The sequence below is a fragment of the Micromonospora sp. NPDC005172 genome (assembly GCF_040608555.1).
Lineage (GTDB): Bacteria > Actinomycetota > Actinomycetes > Mycobacteriales > Micromonosporaceae > Micromonospora.
Genome location: NZ_JBEXIL010000073.1, coordinates 1 through 24588 on the forward strand (window position 1 = coordinate 1; position 24588 = coordinate 24588).

Consider the following 24588-nt stretch of genomic DNA (forward strand, 5'->3'; position numbering starts at 1 on the left):
GCGTGGAAGTGCACGCTCTGTTATGACCGGTTGGGTGTGGGGATGACGCCGGCGTGTGCGCAGGCGTGTCCGACGGAGTCGATCCAGTACGGGCCTGTGGACGAGTTGCGGGAGCGGGCCGCCGAACGGGTGGCGACGTTGCACGAGCGGGGGGTGCCCGAGGCGCGGTTGTACGGGCACGACCCGCGCGACGGCGTGGGCGGGGATGGGGCGTTCTTCCTGCTGCTGGACGAACCCGAGGTGTACGGGTTGCCACCGGACCCGGTGGTGACCACCCGCGACCTGCCGAAGATGTGGAGAAGCGCCGGCCTCGCCGCGCTGACGATGGTCGCCGTCTCGGCGGTCGCCTTCCTCGGCAGGCGGCCATGACCCGCGAGCAGCTCACCGTGCCGCCAGCCGACTTCAGCTCCTACTACGGCAGGCCGATCCTCAAGGCGCCGGTGTGGAAGCGTGACATCGGCGGATACCTGTTCACCGGTGGCCTCGCGGCCGGAGGCGCCCTGATCGGCGCGGGAGCGCAGCTGACCGGACGTCCCGCCCTACGCCGCGTGGGCCGCTGGACGGCTCTCGGCGGCACCCTCGCCAGCGCGTACCTGCTGGTGCACGACCTCGGCCGGCCGGACCGGTTCCACCACATGCTCCGGGTAGCCAAGCTGACCTCGCCCATGTCGATCGGTACCTGGATCCTCACCGCGTTCGGGCCGGCCGCCGGTGTGGCCGCGGTCGCCGAACTCGCGCCACGGCTACCGCAGCACGGTGTGCTGGGCCTCGCCCGTCGGCTGGCGCTCCCCGTCGGTGACGTCGCCGGTCTCGCCGCGGCGGCCACGGCTCCGGCGCTGGCCACGTACACCGGGGTCCTGCTCGCCGACACCGCCGTACCGGCTTGGCACGACGCGTACCCCTTCATGCCGTTCGTCTTCGGCGGCAGCGCGCTCGCCGCGGCCGCCGGGGTGGGTCTCATCGCGGCGCCGGCCACCGAGACCGCCCCGCTGCGACGGCTCGCCGTCGCCGGCGCGGCCGTCAAGCTCATCGGCGGTCACCGGATGGAGCGGCTGCCGGTCACCGGCGAGCCCTACCGGAGCGGCCACAGCGGAGGCCTGGTCCGGGCGGGCAACGTGCTGCTCAGCGTCGGCGCGGTCGCCGCGCTGCTCTCTCGACGCAGCCGGGTCCTGTCGGTGCTCTCCGGCGCGGCCCTGGTGGCCTCGTCGGTGGCCACCCGGTTCGGGATCTTCGAGGCGGGCTCGGTGTCGGCGCGCGATCCGAGGTACACGGTCGTACCCCAGCGCGAACGCCTTGCCGGCAACGGCCCGGCGGCGGACGACGGACGAGGCTGACCGGCCCGGGCCGGGGCTGTCTCAGCCGGTGAAGAGCTTCGCGGCCGTCATGACGGTCTCGACGATGCCGTAGCCGAGCAGCACCGCGACGAGCAGCCAGGACAGCCAGAGCCGCCCGGTCTGGCTGCCGACGTGCGCGGGTACCGGTGGGCTGCTCTGCGGGCCGAGGGCCACCGGCTCGGTGACGCTGGCCTTCGCCACGGGCGAGGTCGACCCCCGGTCGGGCTCGTGGAACCGATCGGGTACGGCGCGGACCAGCAGGTTCGCGACGAAGCCGATGGCGAGCACACCGACCATGGTGAACAGCGCGGGCCGGTACGCCGACGCGGTGAGCGTTCCGGGCTTGCCCTGCGTGTCGAGGATCCGGTTGACGATCAGCGGCCCGGCGACGCCCGCCGCCGACCAGGCGGTCAACAGTCGCCCGTGGACGGCGCCGACCTGGAAGGTGCCGAAGAGGTCCCGCAGGTACGCGGGCATGGTGGCGAACCCACCGCCGTAGAAGGAGATGATCAGGGCGGCGATCAGCACGAAGAGCGCCGTCGCGGCGTGCCCGGCCACGGCGAGCAGGGCGTAGAGGACCATGCCGACGCCGAGGTAGATCAGGTAGATCGGCTTGCGGCCGATCAGGTCCGACGTCGTCGACCAGACGAACCGGCCGGCCATGTTGAACAGCGACAGCACCCCCACGAAGCCGGCAGCCGCCGACACCGACACGGCGGTGGACCCGTTGTCCCGGAAGAAGTCCTGGATCATCGGGCTGGCCTGTTCCAGGATGCCGATGCCCGCCGTGACGTTGCAGAACAGCACGATCCACAGCAGCCAGAACGAGCGGGTCCGTACGGCGTTGGACGCGGACACGCTCGCCCTCGTCACCAGCGGCCGGCTCGCGACGCGAGCGGGGTCGAACCCGGCCGGCCGCCAGTCCGGCGGAGGAACCCGGACGTTGAACGGACCGAACATCATGATCACGAAGTAGCCGAGGCCGAACGTGACGAACAGCCCCACCAGGGCGGACCCCGAGGCCACCGCCGCCGGGTTGGACGGGTTGTAGTCGGCGTCGTAGAGCGACAGCAGTTGGCGCGCGAGCGGGCCGGCGATCAGAGCGCCACCGCCGAACCCCATGATCGCCAGGCCGGTGGCGAGACCCGGCCGGTCGGGGAACCATTTGATCAGGGTGGAGACGGGCGAGATGTAGCCGATGCCGAGCCCGATGCCGCCGATGACGCCGTACCCGAGGTAGAGCAGCCAGAGTTGTTGTGTGGCGATGCCGAGCGCCCCGACCAGGAAGCCCGTGGTCCAGAAGCAGGCGGAGACGAACATCGCCCGACGGGGGCCGTTGCGCTCCACCCATCGGCCGCCCACCGCCGCCGACGACCCCAGCATGACGATGGCGATGCTGAAGATCGCCCCGATCGCCGTCTGGCTCGTGCCGAAGTGCGCGATGAGGGAGTTCTTGTAGACGCTCGTCGCGTAGACCTGGCCGATGCACACGTGGACGGCCAACGCCGCGGTCGGGATGAGCCAGCGGCTGTATCCCGGGGGAGCGACGGTGTGTCGAGGGTCGAATACCGACAGCATGGGCTCCGCACCTCCTGCGGCTGAGCGGGCAGGCGGCGGGCGCGTCCGGCGTTCGCCGTTGATCGGCTGTCGTTCACGTTACGTGGTCGTCGGGGGCCGGTTCGTGATTACCGGAAAACGCGCTGGTCCGGGCGTTGGCGCTCGCCGGCACGTGGCCCGTGCTGACGATCTGCCCATCTCAGGCAGCAGTCAGGCGCGCCCGATCCGTGGGTCCTGCCGGTCGGTGAGTCGCAGCCCGACACCACGGACCACCTCGATCGCGGCACCGGTGCCGAGGTCCCGTAGCTTGCGCCGCAGCCGCTTCACCAGGGACTGCACGTCCGCCCTGCGCCCGCGTCCCTCGTCGTGCCAGACCGAGCGGTGCAGCTCGGCGTAGCTCCACACCCGCAGCGGCTCGGTGGTCAGGCAGATCAGCAGATCGTGCTCCAGCCGGGTGAGGGCGACCTCGCGCGTCCCGTACCGGGCGGTGGAGCGGGCCGAGTCGACGATCAGGACGGGACCGGGATCGGTGATGGGCTCCGGGCCCGGCGTCCGTCCGCTCGGCGACCCGGTCCGCTGCGCTGGCACCCCGATCAGCCGGCGCAGCTCGTCGAGGTCGGCCACCAGCAACAACGGCGCGATCCCGTCGAGCCGTTCGGCGAGCCGGATGCGCTCGCTGGGCGACGGCGTCACCGCGATGAGCAGCGGGAACTCCTCGTCGGCCGGGTCGACCCCGTCCCACGCCGCGTCGTCGGTCTCGGCCACCGCACCGCCTGCGAATCGAGGGGCTTCCCTGCCCAGTCATCGTCACGGTCCTGACAATGTTTGGCAAGCGCGCCACCGGCAGGGCAACCGGTAGCGACAAGTTGCTCACAGCAAGTTCTTGATCGTCCTTTCCTCTCGATCATAGTGTCCAGTCGGGCAACCGGCGTGACCCGCGCGGTGCATGGGGGAGGCATGAGGGGTCCGTTCGCTCGGTTCCGTCGAGCTGGATCTCGCGCACTTCTCACCATGGCCCACGTACACCCCTGGGTCGTTCTGAGGAAGGCGGCACCGATGTCCAGACGTCCACAATGGAGACGAACGGCCAGATCCCTGGTGAGTGCCAGCGCCGCGCTGGTCCTCGCCGCCACATGCCTGGCCAGCCTCGGCTCCGGGGCGCAGGCCGCGCCCGGCTCGACGAGCACCGCCACCGGCGACAAGATCCGGCCGGAGCTCGCCAAGCAGTTCCAGGCCAAGAGCGCAGGGGACTTCTGGATTCGGTTCAAGGACCGGGCGGACCTGAGCAAGGCCAGCGCCACCAAGGACTGGACGAAGCGCGGCGCGGCCGTGGCCCAGGCGTTGCGGGACAGCGCCGCCGGGAGCCAGGGCAAGATCCGCGCCGAGCTCGACAAGTCGGGTACGAAGTACCAGAGCTTCTGGGCCACCAACGCCATCAAGGTGAACAGCGGTTCGCTCGAGATGGCCCAGCAGTTCGCCGCCCACAGCGAGGTCGAGGGCCTCTACGCCCCGGTCGCCTACGAGCTGCCGAAGCTGACCAAGGGCACCGACGAGAAGACCGTCAACGCCGTCGAGTGGGGCGTTGCCAACATCAACGCCGACGACGTCTGGTCCCAGTACGGCATCACCGGCGAGGGCGTCACCATCGCGAGCATCGACAGTGGCGTCCAGTACGACCACCCCGCACTGGTGAACTCCTACCGCGGCAACAACGGCGACGGGACGTTCGACCACGACTACAACTGGTTCGACGCCGCCGGCACGTGCGACGGCGCGCCCTGTGACGACGACGGCCACGGTACGCACACCATGGGCACCATGGCCGGCTCCGCCGGCGCGAACCAGATCGGTGTCGCGCCCGGGGTCAAGTGGATCGCGGCGAACGGCTGCTGCCCCACCGACGAGGCGCTGATCGAGTCCGGCCAGTGGATGCTCGAACCGACCGACTCGAACGGTCAGAACCCGGACGCCAGCAAGCGGCCGAACATCATCAACAACTCCTGGGGCACCCGGCTGCCGTCCAACGAGCCCTTCATGGAGGACGTCACGCTGGCCTGGGCCGCCTCGGGCATCTTCGGGGTGTTCTCCAACGGCAACAGCGGGCCGGCGTGCCAGACCAGCGGCTCCCCGGGAAGCCTGGCCAGCAACTACTCGGCGGGCGCGTACGACGTCAACAACACCATCGCCAGCTTCTCGGCGCGCGGCGTCGGGCAGAACGGCGAGATCAAGCCCAACATCTCCGCGCCCGGCGTGAACGTCCGGTCGAGCGTTCCCGGCAACGGGTACGGCACCGCAAGCGGCACGTCGATGGCCGCCCCGCACCTCGTGGGCGCGATCGCCCTGCTCTACTCGGCGGCACCGTCGCTGGTGGGCGACGTCGACGCGACCCGCGCGCTGCTCAACGGCACCGCGATCGACAAGGCCGACGACCAGTGCGGCGGCACGGCCGCGGACAACAACGTCTGGGGTGAGGGCCGGCTGGACGCCCTCGCGCTGCTCAACGCCGCCCCGACCGGCGACGTCGGCACCCTGGCCGGCACGGTCACCGACGCGGCCACCGGCGCCCCGATCGCCGGCGCGATCCTGACGCTCACCGGCCCGACCTCGCGCGAGATCACCACCGGCGCCGACGGCACGTACTCGACCCTGGTGCCGATCGGCGACTACCAGGTCGTCGTGTCCGCGTTCGGGTACGGCAGCACGACCAGGACGGCGACGGTCACCAACCGGACGACCACGACCCTCGACGTCGCCCTGACGGCGGTGCCGCGCGTCAACGTCACCGGCTCGGTCACCGACGGCTCGGGTCATGGTTGGCCGCTGTACGCCAAGGTGACCGTGAGCGGTCCGGCGGGCGTGTACGACTACACGACGCCGTCGAACGGCCGCTACAGCATCACGTTGCCGGCGGGGCAGACGTACACCCTGACGTACGAGGTGCAGTACCCGGGCTACCAGAAGGTCACCAAGGAGGTCGTGGTCGGCACCCGCAACGTGACCGCGAACGTCGCGGTGCCGGTGGACACCACCAGGTGCACGACGGCCCCCGGCTACACGTTCGGCTCCGACGGCGAGTACGAGACCTTCGACGCGACGACCACTCCGGCCGGCTGGTCGGTGGTGGACAACGTGGGCAGCGGCCAGGTCTGGAAGTTCACCGACGACGGTGAACGGGGCAACCTGACCGGTGGCACCGGCAACTTCGCGATGATCGACAGTGACGCGTACGGCGCGGGCCGGAGCCAGGACACCTCCCTGGTCAGCCCGGTGGTCGACCTGACCGCCGTCAGCGCTCCGGTCATCCGATTCAACCAGGACTTCAACCAGCTCAACGACGACACCGCCGATGTCGACCTGAGCATCGACGGGGGCGCGACCTGGACGAACGTGCTCCGGCAGGAGACCGACGTCCGGGGTCCGAAGCTCACCGAGATCCCGATCCCGCAGGCGGCCGGCAAGTCGCAGGTCCAGGTGCGGTTCCACTACTACGACGCGACCTTCGAGTGGTGGTGGGAGGTCGACAACGTCCTGATCGGCAGCCAGGTCACCTGCGTGCCGCTCGACGGTGGCCTGGTCGTGGGCAACGTCCGCGACAAGAACGACAACAGCTACATCAACGGCGCCACCGTCACCAGCAACGACCGGCCGGCCGAGAAGGCGGTCACCGTGGCGACGCCGGACGACCCGGGCCTGCCCGACGGCTTCTACTGGATCTACTCGACGCTGACCGGTACCCACAAGTTCACCGCGACGGCCGGCAGCTACGTCAGCCAGAGCAAGCAGGTCGACGTCGAGCCGGACTGGGCGACGACCGCGAACTTCGTCCTCGCGGCCGGTCGTCTCTCGGTGACGCCCGCCGAGTTGAGCGCCACGCTCCAGATGCCCAGCGGCAAGACCACCAGGACGTTCACCGTGACCAACACCGGCGGCGCGCCGGTCGAGGTCGGCTTCGGTGAGCGGGACAACGGCTTCGAGTTGCTGCGGGCCGACGGCTCACGGGTGACCCGGCAGCAGGTTCTCGGGTCGACCGGCGCGCCCGAGCAGCGGGTGACCGCTCCGACGTCGGTCGCGGCCAAGGCCTCCGGCAAGGCGGCGACGGCGACCCCCGCCGCGGCCGGACCGCAGGCTGCGCCCTGGACGGACATCACCGACTACCCGGGCAACATCATGGACAACCGGGTGGTCACTCTGGACGGCAAGGTGTACTCGGTCGGTGGTGGCGACGGAACCGCCTCCACCGCGAAGAACTACGCGTACGACCCGGTCGCGCAGACCTGGACGGCCGCCGCCGACCTGCCCGGCGCCCGCAACGCGCTGACCGTCGGCGTGGTCGGCGGGAAGATCATCGCAACGGGCGGCTGGGGCGCCGAGGGCCCGGACGCCGCCACCTGGTCGTACGACCCGGGGGCCAACGCCTGGACCGAACTGGCCGACAACCCCGCCCCGCGGGCCGCCGCCGGGCAGGCGGTCGTCGACGGCAAGCTCTACGCCGTGGGCGGCTGCACGACCTCGGCGTGCCTGCCGATGTCGAACTCCGTGGTCCGGTACGACCCTGGCGCCGACACCTGGGAGACGCTCGCCAACTACCCGAAGTCGGTGGCCTTCGCCTCCTGCGGCGGGATCGACGGCGTCCTCTACTGCACCGGTGGCAACGACGGCACGGCGGCGCAGAAGGCCAGCTACTCCTACGACCCGGGCGCCAACACCTGGACCGCCATCGCGGACGCGCCGACCGACAACTGGGCCAGCTCGTACGCGGTGGCCAGCGGCAAGCTCCTGGTCGTGGGCGGGTCGCAGGGCGGTGCCATCACCAACGCCGGCTTCGCCTTCGACCCGGCCACCAGCTCGTGGTCGAACCTGCCGAACGCCAACACCGCCCGCTACCGGGGCGGCGCGGCGTGCGGCTTCTACAAGATCGGCGGCTCGTCGGGCAGCTTCAACGCGGCGCCGGACAGCGAGGCCCTGCCGGGCTTCGAGGGATGCGCCGAGGCGGCGGCCGACGTCAGCTGGATGACGATCGACAAGACGACGGCCACCCTGGCGCCGGGTGAGAAGGTCACGGTCACCGTCGGGTTGACGGCGAACGTGGACCAGCCGGGCATCTACTCGGCCGCGGTCACGATCAGGGAGAACACGCCCTACTCGGTGCCGCCGGTGCCGGTGACCATGACCGTGACGCCCCCGAAGACCTGGGGCAAGTTGATGGGTACGGTGACCGGGACCAGCTGTGCGGGTGCCACCGCACCGATCGCCGGCGCGGTGGTCCAGGTCGACTCGTGGGCGATGTCGTGGACGTTCACGACCGACGCCGCCGGCACGTACGCCTACTGGGTGGACCGCCGGAACAACCCGCTCACGATGATCGTCGCCAAGGACGGCTGGAAGCCCCAGACCCGTTCGACGAAGATCGACACCACCACGCCCGCGGTGGAGAACTTCACGCTGAAGCCCATCCGGTGCTGACGCCTGAGCGGTAACGCACCGAACCGGCCCGCCTGGTCCTCGACCGGGCGGGCCGGCCCGTTCGTGACGTGGGTGCGTTCAGATCGGGGTGAGTCGGAAGCCGACTCCACGGACCGCGTGGATCGTGGCCGTGGAGTCGAGCCGGGCGAGCTTGCGGCGTACCCGGCGGACGACCGAGTGGATGTCGGACCCGCGGCCGAGGTGCCGGTTGCCCCAGACCTCGAGGTGCAGCCGCTCGTACGTCCAGACCTGCCCGGGAGCGTCGACGAGACAGAGCAGCACGTCGTGTTCCAGCCGGGTCAGGTCGATCTCCTGGTCACGCCAGCGCAGCACCCGCCGGTCGGAGTCGACGCTCAGGTCGGGTGGCGGCTGCGAGAGTGGCGGCACCTCCGTGTGCACGGCCGGAACGGGCGGGGGTACGACCGGGGGCAACTCGCCCACCCCGAGGAACTCCCGTGCCTGCTCGACGTTCGAGACGATCAGGAAGGCGTCGCTCCCGCCGAGCAGCCGCGCCAACTGCCGGCGCTCGGCCGGCGAGGACGCGATGCCGATGACCAGCGAAGCGGCCGAAACCCCGTGCATTGCCCAACCCCTTCCGGTTCCCCACGAACACTCCGGATGGTTTTCGCACTGCCGAGACGAAGATCGATCGGCGTCCTGACCCTAGTGGCGGCTCGTCTCGGCCGGGTAAAACATAGTTGCATGTAAGCATGTGAATTGAAGTTCACGTCCGGACAGCTTGGCGACACGACCTGTGGGCGGGCGGTCGCGGGGGAGGATCGCCCCGTTTTTCCGGTACGCGCGGCGGTTGTGACAGAACCAAGACAATCCACGGACAGCGTCCGGATCTGGCGGGCCGAGCATGGTCGCCATGTCCCACGGATCGTCGTACCCCGTCGGTCGCTCGTCCTCCCCGACGCGAGCGCTGCCGCCCGTTCCCGCGTCGACGCTGGCCCACGACCGGCCCGCCGTGCCGCCGGCTGTCCGACTGCTCGCGGCGGCCGTCTGTTGTCTCCTCGCGTTGGGTCTGGTCGGCGTGGTGTTCGTGTGGACCCAGCCCGGTCAGTGGATCGACGGGCTGCTCCTGCCGCGCGCCGAGCGCGGCGGGGGATACGAGCAGTCCAGCGACCTGTTCGGTCCGGCCACTGTCGTCCTGCGGCACTTCGGCCGGCCGTCGTTGCTCGCCGTCCTGCTCGCCGCGGTGCTGGTGGTGGGTCTGCTCGGCCGCCGGCTGCTGCCCGGCGTCGTGGGTGTCGGCATGGTGCTCGGCGCGGTGCTGGCGGCCGGCGCGGCGAAGTCGGCGCTGCCCCGCCCGGAGTTCGCGGTCGCCGGTTCGACCACGCACAACAGCTTCCCCAGTGGTCACGTCGCTGTCGCGACGGCCCTGGCGCTGGCGTTCCTGCTGGTGGTGCCCGCTGCGGTCCGGCGGTGGCTGGTGCTGCCGGGCGCGGCGGGCGTCTCGGTGATCGGCGCGGCCACGATGATCGCGGGATGGCACCGCTTCAGCGACGTGCTCGGTGGGGTTCTGCTGAGCGTGGCGCTGTTCTGCCTGGCGGCGGCCGTGCTGGCGGCACGGCCCGGCGGGGCCGCGCGTCGCTTGCCTGCCGTGCCGGCGTCCGGCCGGGCCTGGCGCGTTGCCGCCGAGGGGGCGGTCGGGCTGCTCGTGCTGGTCTGGGTGGTTCGGGTGCTGGTGCCGGGTCTGGCAACCGCGCTGCGGTGGGGGCCGTTCGTGGCCATCCTCGCGGCGGCCGGGCTGACGATGCTGGCGGTGGGTGTGGCGGCGTTCCTGATCCGGTCGGTGGAGTTCGGCGGGCCGGCGCAGTCGTCAGATGACCGGACGTCCGGGCGCTGACCGGTCGAGAGCGGGCGCGGGACATCGACAAAAAGCGAGCAATTCTCATGATGGGATACTTGACGGCATGCCCCAGGTCCTGCTGATCGAAGATCACCAGACGGTCCGCGACGGACTGCAGTTGGCGCTCACCCGGCAGGGCCACACGGTGGACGCCGTGGCGACCGGTGAGCAGGGGCTGGAGCGGATGCGGGCGAGCGCCCCCGACGTGGTCGTCCTCGATCTCATGCTGCCGGGTATGGACGGCTTCGAGGTGTGCCGTCGCATCCGACAGCGTGGTGACCTGCCCATCATCATGCTCACCGCCCGCAACGACGACATGGACGTGGTGGCGGGTCTGGAGGCGGGCGCCGACGACTACGTGGTCAAACCGGTACAGGCCCGGGTGCTCGAGGCGCGCATCCGCGCGGTGCTGCGACGTACCGGCGGCGACTCGCGACGCCCCGGCCCGGAGCGGCCCGGGCTGCACCAGCACGGCGCCCTGACCATCGACCGTGCCGCCCTGGTGGTCAGCAAGGGCGGGGTGCCTGTCAGCCTGGCCCCGACGGAGCTGCGTCTGCTGCTCGAACTCGCGTACACGCCGGGTCAGGTGCTCAGCCGCCAGCAACTGCTGGAGGCCGTCTGGGAGCACGGATATCTCGGTGACTCGCGCCTGGTGGACGCCTGCGTCCAGCGGCTACGCGCCAAGATCGAGGACGAGCCGTCGACGCCGGTCTTCATCCAGACCGTACGCGGTTTCGGATACCGGTTCGGACCGCTGTGACCCCCTGGAACCGGGCCCGCGCCATGGCGTTGGGCCTCCGCACCCGCCTGCTCCTGGCGTTCGCCCTGCTGGGCGTGACCACCACGGCCGTGGTCGCCAGCGGCAGCTACTTCCAGGCCCGGACCGTCATCCTCCAGCAGGCGCAGGACGCGGCGGTGGCCTCGCTGACCGACCAGCTCACGAAGGTGTATCCGATCCTCGGCCTGCCGCCCAGCCCGGAGGAGCTGAACGTGTTGGCCCAACGGCTCTCCGACCGGGACAGCTACGCCCTGGTCCACTACCGGGACCGGTGGGCGTCGGGGGTCGACGGCAGGGAACCGCTCACCCCCGAGCTGCGCAAGGAGGTGGCGGGCGGTCAGATCGCCTGGCAGCGCGTCGACCGTGGCGGACATCCCGTGCTGCTCATCGGCACGCAGCTGCGGATCGAGCGGTCCGACGGCACGTCCGTGGAGTCCGGAGTGGAGGTCTACTCGGTGCGCAGCCTCGCCTCCGAGCAGCGGAGCATCGACCGGCTCGCCACGCTGGCGTGGGTGACCGGCGGGCTCTCCCTGATCCTCGCCGTCCTGCTCGCCCTGCTGGCCGCCCGGGGCGTGCTGCGGCCGGTGCGCGAACTGGGTCGCGCGGCACGCCGGCTCGGTGAGGGTGACCTGTCCACCCGACTGACCGTCCGGGGCGTCGACGAGCTCGCCGACGTCACCCGCACCTTCAACGACACCGCCGCGACCATCGAACGCCAGGTCGGTGAGCTGCGGCGGATGGAGGCCGACGCGCGGCGCTTCGTGGCCGACGTGTCCCACGAACTCCGGACGCCGCTGGCCGCCATGACGGCCGTCACCGACGTCCTGGACGAGGAGGCGGACCGGCTGCCCGGGGACGCCGGCCAGGCCGCCCGGCTGGTCAGCCAGGAGACGCAGAGCCTCACCCAACTGGTCAACGACCTCATCGAGGTCAGCAGGTTCGACTCCGGCACCGCCCGGCTCGCCCTCGACGACGTCGACGTCGCCGCGGCTGTCACCGCGACGCTGCGGCTGCGGGGCTGGACCGATCGGGTACGGACCGAGCTGCCGCCCGGTGTCGTCGCCCGGCTCGATCCCCGCCGGCTGGACGTCATCGTCGCCAACCTGGTCGGCAACGCCTTCCGGCACGGCGCCCAGCCGGTGTCCGTACGTCTGCGCGCCGAACCGGAGTGGTTCACGATCGTGGTCGCCGACGAGGGGCCGGGGCTGGACCCGCAGGTGCTTCCACACGTGTTCGACCGCTTCTACAAGGCCGACACCGCCCGGACCCGCTCCGAGGGCAGCGGCCTGGGTCTCGCCATCGCGTGGGAGAACGCGCGCCTGCACCGGCACGGCGGGCAGTCGGGGAGCCTCGTGGCGAGCAACGCGTCGCGAGGTGGAGCCGTGTTCACACTCCGCCTGCCCCGGATGGCGGCCGAGACCACCGCCGCCGGAGGCGTACGGTGATCGGTCGTCGCGTGGCGCGGGCGCTCGTCGCGGGCGGCCTCCTGCTCACCCTGTTCACGGCCGGCTGCGGGGTCCGGCCCAGCGGCGTCATCACCGGCCGCTCCGCGGTGAGCGGCCCGTCCGGCGGTGGGGGCGTCTACCTGATCTCGGACGGCGAGCTGGCGCTGGTGCTGCGACCGGCCAAGGGCGCGCCGCCGTTACCGGCCGAGACACTCGCGCTGCTCGCGGCCGGCCCCACCGACACCGAGCGGAGCGCGGGGTTCACCAGCGAGGTGCCGACCGACCTCGCTCCGACAACGGTGACGTCGAGCGTCGACGAGCCCGGCATCACGGTGAAGACGCCGACTCCCGTGCTGCCGCTGTCCACCCTCGCGGCCAACCAGATCATCTGCACCGTGGCGTTCGCCGATTCGGCGGTCAGTCCCGCCCCGGTCACCCTCGTCGGCCCGGACGGCACCCGGCCGCCCTGGTCCTGCCCGCTCGAGTGACCGGGGCGACTGTCGCTCACACCAGGTCGACCGCCCGTCCCGGCCGGGGCAGGCCTCGGGAGAGAGCCTGAGCCCGGTAGGCGAGCGCGCCGGAGACCAGGATGTCGAGCAGGGCGGGAAACTCGATGCCGGCCCGCTGCCAGATCTGCGGGAACTGCGACGCGGCGGTGAAACCGGGGAAGGTGTTGACCTCGTTCACGATGGGCTCCGCACCCTCGTGGGCGAGAAAGAAGTCGACCCGCAGCAGTCCCCGGCAGTCGAGGGCGTCGAAGGCACGGATCGCCCGGTCCTGGAGCACCTCGGTGGTGGCCGGGTCGAGTCGGGCCGGGATCTGGAAGACGGCGCCACCGTCGTACTTCGCGTCGTAGTCGAAGAAGCCCGCGCCGCTGACCCGGATCTCCAGGGGCGGCCCGGCCTGCACCCGGCCGTCGGGGTGCTGCAGGACGGCGACGTCGATCTCCCGGCCGTGCGCCCCCTGCTCGACGAGCACCTTCGGATCGACCTTCCGTGCCTGCGCGAGCGCGTCCGGCAGAGCCGACCATTCCGTCACCCGGACCACGCCCAGGCTGGAACCGGCCCGCGCCGGCTTGACGAAGACCGGCAGGCCCAGTCGTCGCTGGTCGGCCGGCGACAGGGTCTCCCCGGGCCGCAGCGTCACACCCGGGCTGACCCGCAGGCCCTCCGCGGCCAGGAGCCGCTTGGTGACGCCTTTGTCCATGCCCGCCGCGCTGGCGAAGACGCCGTTGCCGACGTACGGCACGCCCAGCCACTCCAGCAGTGACGAGACCGTGCCGTCCTCGCCGTACGGGCCGTGCAGGGCCGGGAACACCACGTCCTGGGCGCGTAGCACCCGCAGCGCCTGCGGCAGGCTGGTGGGACGACCGTCGACGTGCCATCCGCCGTCGACGCCGATGAGCACCTCGGTGACCTGGTACCGCTCGCGGTCCAGCCCGGCCAGGATGCTCTCCCCCGAGCGCCGTGACACCTCGTGCTCGCCGCTTCGTCCGCCGTACAGCACTGCCAGTCGCGTAGTCATGCGACGTCCGCCCTTTCGTGGAGATGGTCGCGGCCCACCCGCGCCCCGATTCCGGTCAAGATCTCGTGTGGGTTGGTGCCGGCCCAGCGCGCCCACTCGGTGACTCTCGGCGCGTCGTCGTCGCGTCCCGCGCCGATGACGACGACCGGATCGCCGATGCCGACCGCCAGGTCACCGGCGTCGACGACGCACTGGTCCATGGCGATGCGCCCGACGACCGGGCAGCGTCGACCGCCGAGCCACACCTCGGCCCGGCCCTCGGTGGCCCGGGGCAGCCCGTCGGCGTACCCGAGTGGCAGCAGCGCCAGCGTCGTCGGTGCGGCTGTCACGTGCTCCGGCCCGTACGAGACGCCCGTGCCGGCCGCCACCCGCTTCACGTTGACCACCGTGGTGCGCAGCGTCAGTGCCGCGCGCAGCCCGAACTCGCCCGGACCGACCGCGCCGAACGGGTCGACGCCGTAGAGGGCCAGCCCGATCCGGCAGAGGTCGAAGTGGGTCCGGGGCGCCGACAGCGCCGCCGCCGAGTTGGCCAGGTGCACGAGGTCGGGGTCGAGGCCCGCGGTCCGGGCGACGTGCAGCGCCTCGGTGAAGGTCCGCACCTGACGGGCCAGCGTGGGAGTGCCCGGTACGTCCGCGTCGACCAGGTGGGACCACACGCCGCGTACCCGGAGCGCGCCCTGCACCTCGTACTTACGGGCCCAGGCCACCAGGTCGGGCCAGTCGTCGCGGCCGGCGCCGTTGCGGCTCAGGCCGGTGTCGGCCTTGAGCTGCGCCGTCGCGGGCAGGCCGAGGCGCAGGGCCGCGTCGACGAGCGCGTGCAGGTGGGTGGTCGTCGAGACGCCCACGTCGACGCCCGCGACGATCAGCTCGGCGAAGTCGTCGTCCGGTCGGTGCAGCCAGCTCAACGTCGGCGCGGTGATCCCCGCCGCGCGCAGCTCCAACGCCTCGGCCGCCGAGGTCACGCCCAACCAGGTGGCCCCGGCGCGCAGCGCGGCCCGCGCGACGGGCACTGCGCCGTGGCCGAACGCGTTCGCCTTCACCACCGCCATCAGGTCGGTGCCGGTGACCGCGGCGACCGTGCGGACGTTCTCGGCGATCGCCCCGAGGTCGACCACCGCTCCGCCCAACGCGCTCATCGGTCGGCCGCCGGGCGACGGGGGCCGGGGAGCGCGAACAACCAGCGGGCGTGCGCCGCCAGCAGCAGCCGGTGTACGGCCAGGCTCAGACCGGTGACGAGCGCGGTCAGCGCGATCGGGTAGCCCAGCACGACGAGGCCCTGAGCGCCCGCGCCCAGCCCGGAGACCCGGGCGGCCAGGAGGCGGTGCAGCAGCGCCACCAGCGGCATGTGGATGACGTAGACGGGCAGCGTGGTGCGCCCGAGCGCGGCCAGCCGGTCGCCGAGGGCGGGCCACCGGACCAGTCGGGCGGCGGCGGTGACACCGAAGGCCACCGCCACGACGGAGACCGCCGGCCAGACGCCGAACCACCGCTGTGCGCCCGCGGCCGCCATCGCGGCGAGCGCCACGGCGTACGACCCGCCGGTCAGCGCCAGCCGACGCCCGGTGGCCGTGGCGGCCCAGCGCTGGATGTGGGGCCGCAGATACAGGCCGGCGAGGAAGAAGATCAGGTTCTGGTAGAGGCCGGCGCGGTTGCCCGCCGTGGCCAGCAGGCCGGCGGCGGCGACTGCGGACAACGCCGCGGCGGGTACGCCCACCAGCAGCTTCGGCAGCCGACGCGTCGCCTTGGCGAGCGTGAAGTAGAGCGCCAGGGCGTACAGGTACCAGAGGTTGGAGGGCGTGATGGTGAGCTGCGCCAACAGGCCGAGGGCGGACGTGGCCCGGTCGGTCGGGAAGTCCGGCGTCAGGGCGAGGACCGCCGTGTGGACCAGGAGCCAGAGGGCGTACAGGTAGAGGAACCCGGCGATGCGACTCCGGGCGACGGTCCGCCACGGCCGGTGCACGGCGTTCGCCGCGAAGAGGCCGGAGATGGTGAAGAAGAGCGGCATCCGCAGCGGCAGGAACTGCTCGCCCAGCGTGCCCCACAGGCCCGGCACGGGTACGCCGACGTGCCAGTCGATGCGCAGGTAGTCCTTCAGGACGACGTGCCAGGCGACGACGAGGAGGATGCAGACACCCTTAGCGGCGTCGGCCCACTGCACACGCTGCGGTCCGCCGGTGTCGGCCTGCCGCCGGTGACGCAACCGGACGCGCGCGTCGGGGTCGTACCCGCCCGGTCGTGGCTCGGTGAGAGACAGCTCTTGGATCACTCAGCAGAAGGTGCCAGCGGGATATCCGCTCCCGATCCTCGAATTGTCATGAACCGGTAATGGACTCCGCCCGCTCGTCGTACGGGGACCACCACCATCGTGCCGACGACGCGTTGGGAACCCGGGAAGCGCTACTAGGCTCGATCGCGGAGGTGCCGAACATGAAGCTCGGTCTGCACTACTGGAACTTTTCGACTCCGGCCGATCCGGCGGCCATCGCGCCGACCCTCGCCGAGGCGGCGACCATCGCCGAACAGGCCGGAGTGGCCTCGTTCACGGTCATGGACCACTTCTTCCAGATGGAGGCGCTGGCGCCGGCCGAGGAGCCGATGCTGGAGGCGTACACCACGCTGGGTTACGTCGCGGCGCAGACCCGCCGGATGACGCTCGGTGTGCTGGTCACCGGTGTGATGTACCGCTATCCGGGGCTGCTGGCCAAGACCGTGACGACCCTCGACGTGCTCTCCGGCGGCCGGGCCCGGCTCGGCATCGGGGCGTCCTGGTACGAGCGGGAGCAGCGGGGACTCGGCGTGCCCGTGGTGCCGGTCGCCGAGCGGTTCGAGCGACTGGAGGAGACGCTGCGGATCTGCAAGCAGATGTGGAGTGACGACGACGGGCCGTTCGACGGGCGGCATTACCAGCTCACGGAGACGATCAACTCGCCCCAGCCGCTGCGCCGTCCGCACCCGCCCATCATGATCGGCGGCAGCGGCGAGAAGAAGACACTGCTGCTGGTCGCCCGGTACGCCGACGCCTGCAACCTGTTCGGCACGGGCGCCGAGGGGATCGCGCACAAGCTGGACGTGCTGCGCGGGCACTGCGCCGCCGAGGGCCGCGACTACGACAGCATCACCAAGACCGTGTTGGCCTCCAAGCCGCCGCTGGAGGATCTCGACGCGTTCCTCGCCGAGGTGTCCGACTATGCCGCGCTCGGCGTCAGCGAGGTGCAGGTCACGCCGGACCGGCACCCCGTGGAGTTCGCCCGGCGGCTCGGCGACGAGGTGCTGCCGCGGCTGGCCGACATCGGCTGACGTGGGCGCGGCCGACCACGCTGAACGCGCAAGGCCGATTCGACGACGAGGGCCGCCCACCCGCGGAAGCGGGGGACGGCCCTCGTCCATGTCGGGTCAGCCCACCGAGGCGGGGAACCTCTCCCACACCCGGTGCGCGGCCATCAACCGCTGCACCCCGGTCAGCGCCTCGGCACCCGAGTCGGCGGCCACGATGCCGGGTGTGCCCGCCACCCCGGCCTGCTCCAGCACGGTGACGCCGGCGCCCCACGCGCCGATCGCCTTGGCGTGCCGCCAGCACTCCTCGACCAGGAGCAGCACGCGGGGGTCGACGGTCGCCGCGTCCGGTCGTCCGGCCTTGGCGTCGCGGGCGGGCAGCGCGTCGGGCGCGGGCACCGGTGCCCCGGCCAGCAGGAGCGCGTCGAACTCGACCGAGCGGCCGGTGGCGAAGGTCCGCTGGACGGGCAGGTCGCCCACCATGCCTCCGTGCGGGGCGATCAGCAGTGGCACCATCCCGGCCTCGAACACCGCCCGGCGGACCCCGTCGACGTCGTCCAGGTCACCGTCGGGGTCGACGACGATCCCGACCGTCCGGCCGTCGGCCGGCCACTCCCCGCCGACCTGGGACAGCGCCGGGCTCGGGGCGACGTCCGCCAGCGGCACCGTCGGCTGCGGCGCGGGCAGGCCCAGGCCGGTGGCCACCTGCTCGCAGAGCACCGGGTCGATGTTGGCGAGGGACTGGAGCTGCCGTTCCTTGATCGCCTGGTGGTAGCACTTGCCCAGCTCGAAGGTGTACGCCCGGATGATGTGCTCCCGCTCCACGGGCGACATGCTCAGCCAGAACAGCCGTACCTGGCTGTAGTGGTCGTCGAAGGACGCGGGGTTCGCGCGGACCTTGGGCGCCTGCGCCACCGTCACCGGTACGTCGACGAAGGCGTGCTCGGCGTCGCCGGCCGGGAAGGGGTTGCCGCCGTCGAGCGAGTTCGGCCGGTACGGCGCCACTCCGGCGTGCACGGCCTGCTGGTGGAAGCCGTCACGCAGCATGTCGTTGACCGCCGCGTGGGGACGGTTGATCGGGATCTGCGTGAAGTTCGGGCCGCCCAGGCGGGTGAGCTGCGTGTCGACGTACGAGAAGAGCCGGCCCTGCAACAGCGGGTCGTTCGTGACGTCGATGCCCGGGGGGAGGTGGCCGAGGTGGAAGGCGACCTGCTCGGTCTCGGCGAAGAAGTTCGTCGGCGTCCGGTTGAGGACCAGCCGGCCGATCGGTTGCACCTCCGCCAGTTCCTCCGGGACGATCTTCGTGGCGTCCAGTAGGTCGATGCCGGCGAAGGTCTCCTCGGGAGTGTCGGGGAAGACCTGGATGCCGAGTTCCCACTCGGGGAACGCGCCGGCCTCGATCGCGTCGTAGAGGTCGCGGCGGTGGAAGTCGGGGTCCATCCCGCCGAGCAGCTGCGCCTCCTCCCAGGTCAGGGAGTGCACGCCGAGCTTCGGCTTCCAGTGGAACTTGACCAGCGTCGTCTCGCCGGCCTCGTTGACCAGGCGGAAGGTGTGCACACCGAAGCCCTCCATGGTCCGGTACGAGCGCGGGATGCCCCGGTCGGACATGTTCCAGATGGTGTGGTGCTGCGCCTCGGTGTGCAGCGAGACGAAGTCCCAGAAGGTGTCGTGCGCGCTCTGGGCCTGCGGGATCTCCCGATCGGGGTGCGGCTTGGCGGCGTGGATGATGTCGGGGAACTTGATGGCGTCCTGGATGAAGAAGACCGGCATGTTGTTGCCGACCAGGTCGAAGGTGCCCTCGTCGGTGTAGAACTTGGTCGCGAATCCCCGGGTGTCCCGGACGGTGTCGGCCGAGCCGCGCGATCCCAGGACCGTGGAGAACCGGACGAAGACCTCCGTCTCCCGGCCCTTCTTGAGGAAGCCGGCCCTGGTGACCGCCTCGGCGGTGCCGTAGGCCGTGAAGACGCCGTGCGCGCCCGCGCCCCGCGCGTGTACGACGCGCTCGGGGATGCGCTCGTGGTCGAAGTGCGTGATCTTCTCGCGCAGGTGGTGGTCCTGAAGGAGGACCGGTCCCCGGGGTCCGGCCTTGAGCGAGTGGTCGGTGTCGCGTAGCCGCGCCCCGTTCGCCGTCGTCAGGTACGCGCCCTGCTGGCCGTTCGCGGTCGTCGGCGCGCCGGTCTCGACGCCGGTCGGCGTCCGGGTCTGCGGCGCGCCCTGCTCCGTCTTGGGCGGTAGCGGGTCGTGGGGCGAGGTCGGTTCCTCGATGCTCGGCGGTGCGCTGCCGGGTGCGCCCGGCACGTCCGGCGTGAGGGCGTCGGCGATCTTCTCGGAGGCGGTCTTGACGACGTTCTTGACCGCCTCGGCGGGCTTGCTGGAATCCACTGGGCGAACCTCTCCCTGGAGCGTTTGAGCAGGCCCATGCACCCCTACCCCTGGCCAGAGGGTCGAAACGCGCAAATAATCCGATCCTTCGTCGGGACTGGTGATTTCACCGATGCGCCGATGGACCCGGGCGACCAAGACTGATGAGCGTCGATATCGCTCGACTCTAGGGAGTGCCCGACGTGTCGTCACCAACCACCACCCGTCCCCGTTCCCTGCCCGCCCGAGCCGCCCGGCTCGCGCTGGCCGCCACCCTGCTCGCCACCGGCGTCCTCGTCGGACCGACGGGCGCCGCGCAGGCGGCCGGCCCGTACGAGCGCGGCCCCGCCCCGACCACGGCGATCCTGGAGGCCAGCCGCGGCCCCTTCGCCACCGCCTCGCAGAGCGTGTCCTCGCTGAGCGTCACCGGCTTCGGCGGCGGGGTCATCTACTACCCGACCAGCACCAGCGAGGGCACGTTCGGTGCCGTCGCCATCTCGCCCGGCTACACCGCCGCCTGGTCCAGCATCAGCTGGCTGGGTCCACGGATCGCCTCGCACGGCTTCGTGGTGATCGGCATCGAGACCAACACCCGGCTGGACCAGCCGGACAGCCGTGGCCGGCAGTTGCTCGCCGCGCTGGACTACCTCACTGAGCGCAGCTCGGTGCGGAGCCGGATCGACAGTAGCCGGCTCGCGGTGGCCGGCCACTCCATGGGTGGCGGAGGAACCCTGGAGGCGGCCTCGTCGCGGCCGTCGTTGCAGGCCGCGGTGCCCCTCGCGCCCTGGAACACGGACAAGAGCTGGTCCGAGCTGCGCGTCCCGACACTGATCATCGGCGGCGAGAGCGACACCGTCGCCCCGGTCGCCACGCACTCGGTGCCCTTCTACAACAGCATCCCGTCGTCGGCCGAGAAGGCGTACCTCGAGTTGAACGGCGCGAGCCACTTCTTCCCGCAGACGGTGAACACGCCGACCGCCCGGCAGATGGTGGCCTGGCTGAAGCGGTTCGTCGACGACGACACCCGCTACGAGCAGTTCCTCTGCCCGGGGCCGAGTGGTTCGCAGATCGAGGAGTACCGCAACACCTGCCCCAGCTCCTGACTGGGCGCGTGAACCGGGACGGCCGCCGTCGGGCGGCCGTCCCGCTCGCGTTGCCGCATCGAAGGGTCTTGACGCGATAACCGAGAAACGTACACTGCGAGTGTAAATAACACCCGCCACGGCAGAGGGATGGGTGCATGGAGCGCGGCCTCGAACTGCACGACATCGGCGTCCGTTTCGGCGGCCTCACCGCCCTCGACGACGTCTCGCTCCGGGTGCCACCCAACCGGGTGGTGGGCGTCATCGGGCCCAACGGCGCGGGCAAGACCACACTGTTCAACGTGATCTGCGGTTTCGTTCCGCCGCACACGGGTTCGCTGACCCTCGACGGCCGGCCGCTGCGACCCCGACCACACCGGCTGACCAGGCTCGGCATCGCCCGGACCCTGCAGGGGACCGGGCTCTTCGCCGGCCTCAGCGTCGTGGAGAACGTGATGACCGGCGCGTCGCACACCGCCCGTGCGGGGTTCGGGGCCGCACTGCTCGGGTTGCCCCGCAGCGACCGCGACGAGCACCGACTCCGTCGGCACGCCCTGGACATCCTCGACGGTCTGGGCATCGCCGAGCACGCCGGGGCGGCGCCGGGCACGCTGCCCTTCGCCGTACGCCAGCGGGTCGCCCTGGCCCGCGCGCTCGCCGCGCGACCCCGGCTGCTGCTGCTCGACGAACCCGCCGGTGGCCTCGGCGCCGACGACATCGCCGACCTCGCGGAGCTGGTGCGGCAGCTCCCTCGCCGCGACACCGACCCGTGCGCCGTGCTGCTCGTCGAGCACCACATGGACCTGGTGATGGCCGTCTGCGACGAGATCGTGGTCCTCGACTTCGGTCGGGTGATCGCCACCGGGACGCCGGCCGAGATCCGCGACGACGCGGCGGTCACCGAGGCGTATCTGGGCGCCCTCGTCGAGGAGGCCGCGCCGTGAGCGCGCCGGACCTGCTCGTGGTCCGGGGGCTGGTGGCCGGTTACGGCGCCGCGCCGGTGTTGCGGGCCGTCGACCTCACCGTGCCGGCCGGCACCATCGCCGCCGTGGTCGGCGCCAACGGCGCCGGCAAGACGACGCTGCTGCGGGCGCTCTCCGGCATGATCCGTCCGAGCGCCGGCCAGGTCGTCCTCGCGGGCGAGGACCTGCGGGGTACGCCGGTGGAGCAGCTCGTGCGGCGCGGCATGGCCCACGTCCCGGAGGGCCGGGGTGTGATCAGCGAGCTGACGGTCGACGAGAACCTGCGGCTCGGCGGGCTGTGGCGGCGTGACCGGGCGGACGCGCGCCGCGCCCTCGACGAGGTCTACGAGCTGTTCGAGCCCCTGGCGCGGCGTCGCCGGCACCTCGGTCACCAGCTCTCCGGAGGGGAGCGGCAGATGCTCGCGCTCGGCCGGGCCCTGGTCGGCCGGCCACGTCTGCTGCTGTTGGACGAACCGTCGCTCGGCCTGGCGCCCCGGGTGGTCGCCCGGATCATGGCGCTGCTGCGGCAGCTCCGCGACCGGACCGGCCTGACGGTGCTGCTGGTCGAGCAGAACGTGCGCAGTGCCCTCGCCGTCGCCGACCAGGGCGTCGTGATGTCCCTCGGTCAGGTGGTGATCGCCGCTCCGACGGAGACGCTGCGTGACGACGTCGACCTGCGCCACGCGTACCTCGGTTTCTGACCACCACCGGTGTCCCCTCTGAAGGGAGGACAGTTGGACCGCTTCGTCTTCCTCACCGTCGACGGCCTGTCCCGGGGCGCGGTGTACGCCGCGTTCGCGCTCGCGTTGGTGCTCATCTGGCGGGCGGCGCGAGTCGTGAACTTCGCCCAGGGGGCCATGGCCGTCGCCGCCGCCTACGTCGCGTACTCGGTGACCGCCGCGACCGGCTTCTTCTGGCTCGGTTTCGTCGTCGCGATCGTCGCCGGCCTGCTGCTCGGCGCGCTGGTGGACCGGGTCGTGATGCGGCACGTCGACCACGCCTCGCCGCTCAATCCGGTCATCGTCGCGCTCGGCCTGGTGCTGCTGATCCAGGCAGTGCTCGGCATGGTGTACGGCAACGAGTTCCGCCCCGCCGACGTCCCGTTCAGTCGGTCCGCCCTGAGCGTGGGCGGGGTCGCCGTGCTGTCGCCGTACGACCTGTTCGTCTTCGCCACGATCGCGGTGGTGGTCAGCGGGCTGGCCTGGATGTTCGCCCGTACCGCGATCGGGTTGCGGATGCGCGCTGCGGCGTTCGCGCCGGAGGTGTCCCGTCTGCTCGGGGTGAACGTCGGTGGCATGTTGACGCTCGGCTGGGCGCTCGCCTCCGGGGTGGGCGCGCTCGCCGCGATGCTGGTCATCCCGACCGAGCTGGGCCTGCACCCGCACGCCATGGACCTGGTGTTCGTCTCGGCGTTCACCGCAGCGGTGGTCGGCGGCCTGGACAGTCCACCGGGCGCGGTCGTCGGCGGCCTCGTGGTGGGGCTGCTGCTGTCCTACGTGAGCGGGTACGCCGGCAGTGACCTCACCCCGCTGGCGGTGCTCGTGCTGCTGCTGGCGGTACTGCTGGTACGGCCCGGCGGCCTGTTCGCCCCGGTCACGGCGAGGCGGGTGTGAGCGCGACCCGGGCGGCCGTGCCGCCGAAACACCGGCCGGCCGACACCGGCGACCGACCGGTCGAGTCCCGACGCGGCTCCACGCTGCTGCGACACCTCGCGGTCGCGCTCGCCGTGGGGTTGCTACTGGTCGCGGTCAGCTATGCCGTCGAGCCGTTCCGCAACTTCCAGCTCGCCACGATCGCGGCGTACCTGTGCGCCACCGCCGGGTTGACCGTCCTCACCGGACTCAACGGCCAGCTCTCGCTGGGGCACGGGGCACTGATGGCGACCGGGGCGTACACGGTGGCGCTGTGCCAGAACGCGTTCGCCGACCGGGGGTTGACCGGCGGTTGGCTGTTGCCGGTGTCGCTGCTCGCGGCGGTACTGGGCACGGTCGCGGTCGGCGCGGTGGTCGGTGTGGCGGCGGCCCGCCTGCGCGGCCCCTACCTGGCCGGGGTGACGCTCGCCGTGGCCGTCGTCGTGCCGGCGCTGGCCGTCACCTTCGACGGTGTCCTGGGCGGCGAGCAGGGGCTGTCGGTGCCGGTGGAGCCGCCGCCGCTGGCGCTCGGCCCCTACTTCCCCTACGAGCGGTGGCAGCTCTGGATCTCGGCGGCCGCCACGTTGCTGGCGCTGCTCCTGCTGGCGAACCTTGTCCGCAGCCGGTACGGGCGGACCTTCCGGGCCGTCCGCGACGACGAGGTGGCGGCCCGACTCGCCGGCATCCACGTGGCCCGTACGCAGGTTCTCGCATTCGTGGTCAGCGCCGCCACCGCCGGGCTCGGCGGTGGTCTGCTCGCGGTGCTGTCGCAGAGCGTCTCGCCCGGGGCGTTCTCACTGACGCTGTCCCTGTTCCTGCTGATGGCCGTGGTGATCGGCGGTCTCGGTAGTCTCGCCGGCGCGCTCTGGGGGGCCGTGCTGCTGGTCGCCCTGCCCGATCTCACCCATTCCGTCACCGAGCTGCTCACCCTGTCGCCGGGGGTGGCGCAGCGACTGGAGGGCAACCTCCCGCTGGCGATCTTCGGAGTCACGCTGATCGTCGTGATGATCGCCGCGCCCGGCGGTGTGCAGGGCCTGTTGGCCCGCCTCGGCCGGGCGCTGCTGGCCCGCTGGCCGGCTCGGCGTTCCTGAACTGTTCCCGGTCCGGCCTCTCGCCGGGCGCCTCACCACCACACCGTTCCGCAGAACCAGACCGAGAAAGGTCGGTGTTTCCCATGCACCCTACGGCGCGACGCGGTCTCGCGATCGCCACCACCATCGCCCTGCTCGCCGCCGTCGCCGCCTGTGGCGGCGACGACCGCCCCACCACCGCCGGAAGCTGCCTGCCCGGAGTGCACCACCCCCAAAAAGTCGGCGGCACCCA

Annotated in this window: 20 protein-coding genes; 13 read left to right on the plus strand and 7 right to left on the minus strand. The window is 71.7% G+C overall.

Features of this window, described 5'->3' with window-relative positions; translation table 11 throughout:
- On the plus strand, positions 1–369 hold a 369-nt coding region (locus ABZV06_RS29895; protein ID WP_355625561.1), incomplete at its 5' end, for a 4Fe-4S dicluster domain-containing protein.
- Positions 366–1334, plus strand: coding sequence for an NrfD/PsrC family molybdoenzyme membrane anchor subunit (gene nrfD / locus ABZV06_RS29900; RefSeq protein ID WP_355625563.1), 969 nt, complete (start codon positions 366–368; stop codon positions 1332–1334). The genes ABZV06_RS29895 and nrfD, both read left to right, overlap by 4 nt.
- Positions 1335–1355: 21 nt before the next feature.
- Here nrfD and ABZV06_RS29905 read toward each other — a convergent pair whose 3' ends face one another.
- Together ABZV06_RS29905 and ABZV06_RS29910 are read right to left on the minus strand one after the other, a co-directional pair.
- Positions 1356–2912, minus strand: coding sequence for an OFA family MFS transporter (locus ABZV06_RS29905; protein WP_355625565.1), 1557 nt, complete (start codon positions 2910–2912; stop codon positions 1356–1358).
- Positions 2913–3101: 189 nt separating this feature from the next.
- On the minus strand, positions 3102–3656 hold the full coding sequence (locus ABZV06_RS29910; RefSeq protein WP_355625566.1) for a winged helix-turn-helix domain-containing protein: 555 nt from the start codon (positions 3654–3656) through the stop codon (positions 3102–3104).
- Positions 3657–3989: 333 nt separating this feature from the next.
- On the opposite strand from ABZV06_RS29910, the gene ABZV06_RS29915 reads away from it, so the two are divergent.
- Complete coding sequence (locus tag ABZV06_RS29915) at positions 3990–8354, plus strand: S8 family serine peptidase (protein WP_355625568.1); 4365 nt, start codon at positions 3990–3992, stop codon at positions 8352–8354.
- A gap of 78 nt (positions 8355–8432) precedes the next feature.
- Here ABZV06_RS29915 and ABZV06_RS29920 read toward each other — a convergent pair whose 3' ends face one another.
- The gene (locus tag ABZV06_RS29920) at positions 8433–8936 is read right to left on the minus strand and encodes a winged helix-turn-helix domain-containing protein (protein ID WP_355625570.1); all 504 of its coding nucleotides are present in this window, start codon (positions 8934–8936) and stop codon (positions 8433–8435) included.
- A 289-nt stretch (positions 8937–9225) separates the two neighbouring features.
- On the opposite strand from ABZV06_RS29920, the gene ABZV06_RS29925 reads away from it, so the two are divergent.
- The 4 genes from ABZV06_RS29925 (at position 9226) to ABZV06_RS29940 (ending at position 12920) form a co-directional block, all read left to right on the plus strand.
- Positions 9226–10206, plus strand: coding sequence for a phosphatase PAP2 family protein (locus ABZV06_RS29925; RefSeq protein WP_355625572.1), 981 nt, complete (start codon positions 9226–9228; stop codon positions 10204–10206).
- 67 nt (positions 10207–10273) lie between these two features.
- A complete protein-coding gene (locus tag ABZV06_RS29930; protein ID WP_355243567.1) occupies positions 10274–10969 on the plus strand; it encodes a response regulator transcription factor in 696 nt (231 codons plus the stop codon).
- On the plus strand, positions 10966–12432 hold the full coding sequence (locus ABZV06_RS29935; RefSeq protein WP_355625574.1) for a HAMP domain-containing sensor histidine kinase: 1467 nt from the start codon (positions 10966–10968) through the stop codon (positions 12430–12432). Before ABZV06_RS29930 ends, ABZV06_RS29935 begins: the two co-directional genes overlap by 4 nt.
- Entirely contained in the window at positions 12429–12920 is a 492-nt protein-coding gene (locus ABZV06_RS29940; RefSeq protein ID WP_355243562.1) for a hypothetical protein, read from the plus strand. Before ABZV06_RS29935 ends, ABZV06_RS29940 begins: the two co-directional genes overlap by 4 nt.
- Before the next feature lie 16 nt (positions 12921–12936).
- Here ABZV06_RS29940 and ABZV06_RS29945 read toward each other — a convergent pair whose 3' ends face one another.
- From ABZV06_RS29945 to ABZV06_RS29955, 3 genes are read right to left on the minus strand one after another with little or no spacing between them, the layout of a single operon-like run.
- Positions 12937–13956, minus strand: coding sequence for a D-alanine--D-alanine ligase family protein (locus ABZV06_RS29945; protein WP_355625576.1), 1020 nt, complete (start codon positions 13954–13956; stop codon positions 12937–12939).
- Complete coding sequence (gene alr / locus ABZV06_RS29950) at positions 13953–15092, minus strand: alanine racemase (RefSeq protein ID WP_355243556.1); 1140 nt, start codon at positions 15090–15092, stop codon at positions 13953–13955. Before alr ends, ABZV06_RS29945 begins: the two co-directional genes overlap by 4 nt.
- Entirely contained in the window at positions 15089–16222 is a 1134-nt protein-coding gene (locus ABZV06_RS29955) for an acyltransferase (RefSeq protein ID WP_355625578.1), read from the minus strand. Before ABZV06_RS29955 ends, alr begins: the two co-directional genes overlap by 4 nt.
- 161 nt (positions 16223–16383) lie before the next feature.
- Between ABZV06_RS29955 and ABZV06_RS29960 the strand changes: the two genes are divergently transcribed.
- Complete coding sequence (locus ABZV06_RS29960) at positions 16384–17253, plus strand: LLM class F420-dependent oxidoreductase (RefSeq protein ID WP_355625580.1); 870 nt, start codon at positions 16384–16386, stop codon at positions 17251–17253.
- 96 nt (positions 17254–17349) lie between these two features.
- Here ABZV06_RS29960 and ABZV06_RS29965 read toward each other — a convergent pair whose 3' ends face one another.
- The gene (locus ABZV06_RS29965; RefSeq protein WP_355243548.1) at positions 17350–19611 is read right to left on the minus strand and encodes a catalase; all 2262 of its coding nucleotides are present in this window, start codon (positions 19609–19611) and stop codon (positions 17350–17352) included.
- 182 nt (positions 19612–19793) lie between these two features.
- Between ABZV06_RS29965 and ABZV06_RS29970 the strand changes: the two genes are divergently transcribed.
- From ABZV06_RS29970 to ABZV06_RS29990, 5 genes are all read left to right on the plus strand, one after another.
- Positions 19794–20693 carry an alpha/beta hydrolase gene (locus ABZV06_RS29970; protein WP_355243545.1) on the plus strand — a complete coding sequence of 300 codons (900 nt, stop codon included), beginning with the start codon at positions 19794–19796 and terminating at the stop codon, positions 20691–20693.
- Between the two features lie 137 nt (positions 20694–20830).
- The gene (locus ABZV06_RS29975) at positions 20831–21616 is read left to right on the plus strand and encodes an ATP-binding cassette domain-containing protein (RefSeq protein ID WP_355243542.1); all 786 of its coding nucleotides are present in this window, start codon (positions 20831–20833) and stop codon (positions 21614–21616) included.
- On the plus strand, positions 21613–22335 hold the full coding sequence (locus tag ABZV06_RS29980) for an ABC transporter ATP-binding protein (protein WP_355625582.1): 723 nt from the start codon (positions 21613–21615) through the stop codon (positions 22333–22335). The genes ABZV06_RS29975 and ABZV06_RS29980 overlap by 4 nt, the downstream gene beginning before the upstream one ends.
- A 33-nt stretch (positions 22336–22368) precedes the next feature.
- Complete coding sequence (locus ABZV06_RS29985; RefSeq protein ID WP_355243536.1) at positions 22369–23247, plus strand: branched-chain amino acid ABC transporter permease; 879 nt, start codon at positions 22369–22371, stop codon at positions 23245–23247.
- Complete coding sequence (locus ABZV06_RS29990; RefSeq protein WP_355243533.1) at positions 23244–24356, plus strand: branched-chain amino acid ABC transporter permease; 1113 nt, start codon at positions 23244–23246, stop codon at positions 24354–24356. The genes ABZV06_RS29985 and ABZV06_RS29990 overlap by 4 nt, the downstream gene beginning before the upstream one ends.
- Positions 24357–24588 lie beyond the last annotated feature (232 nt).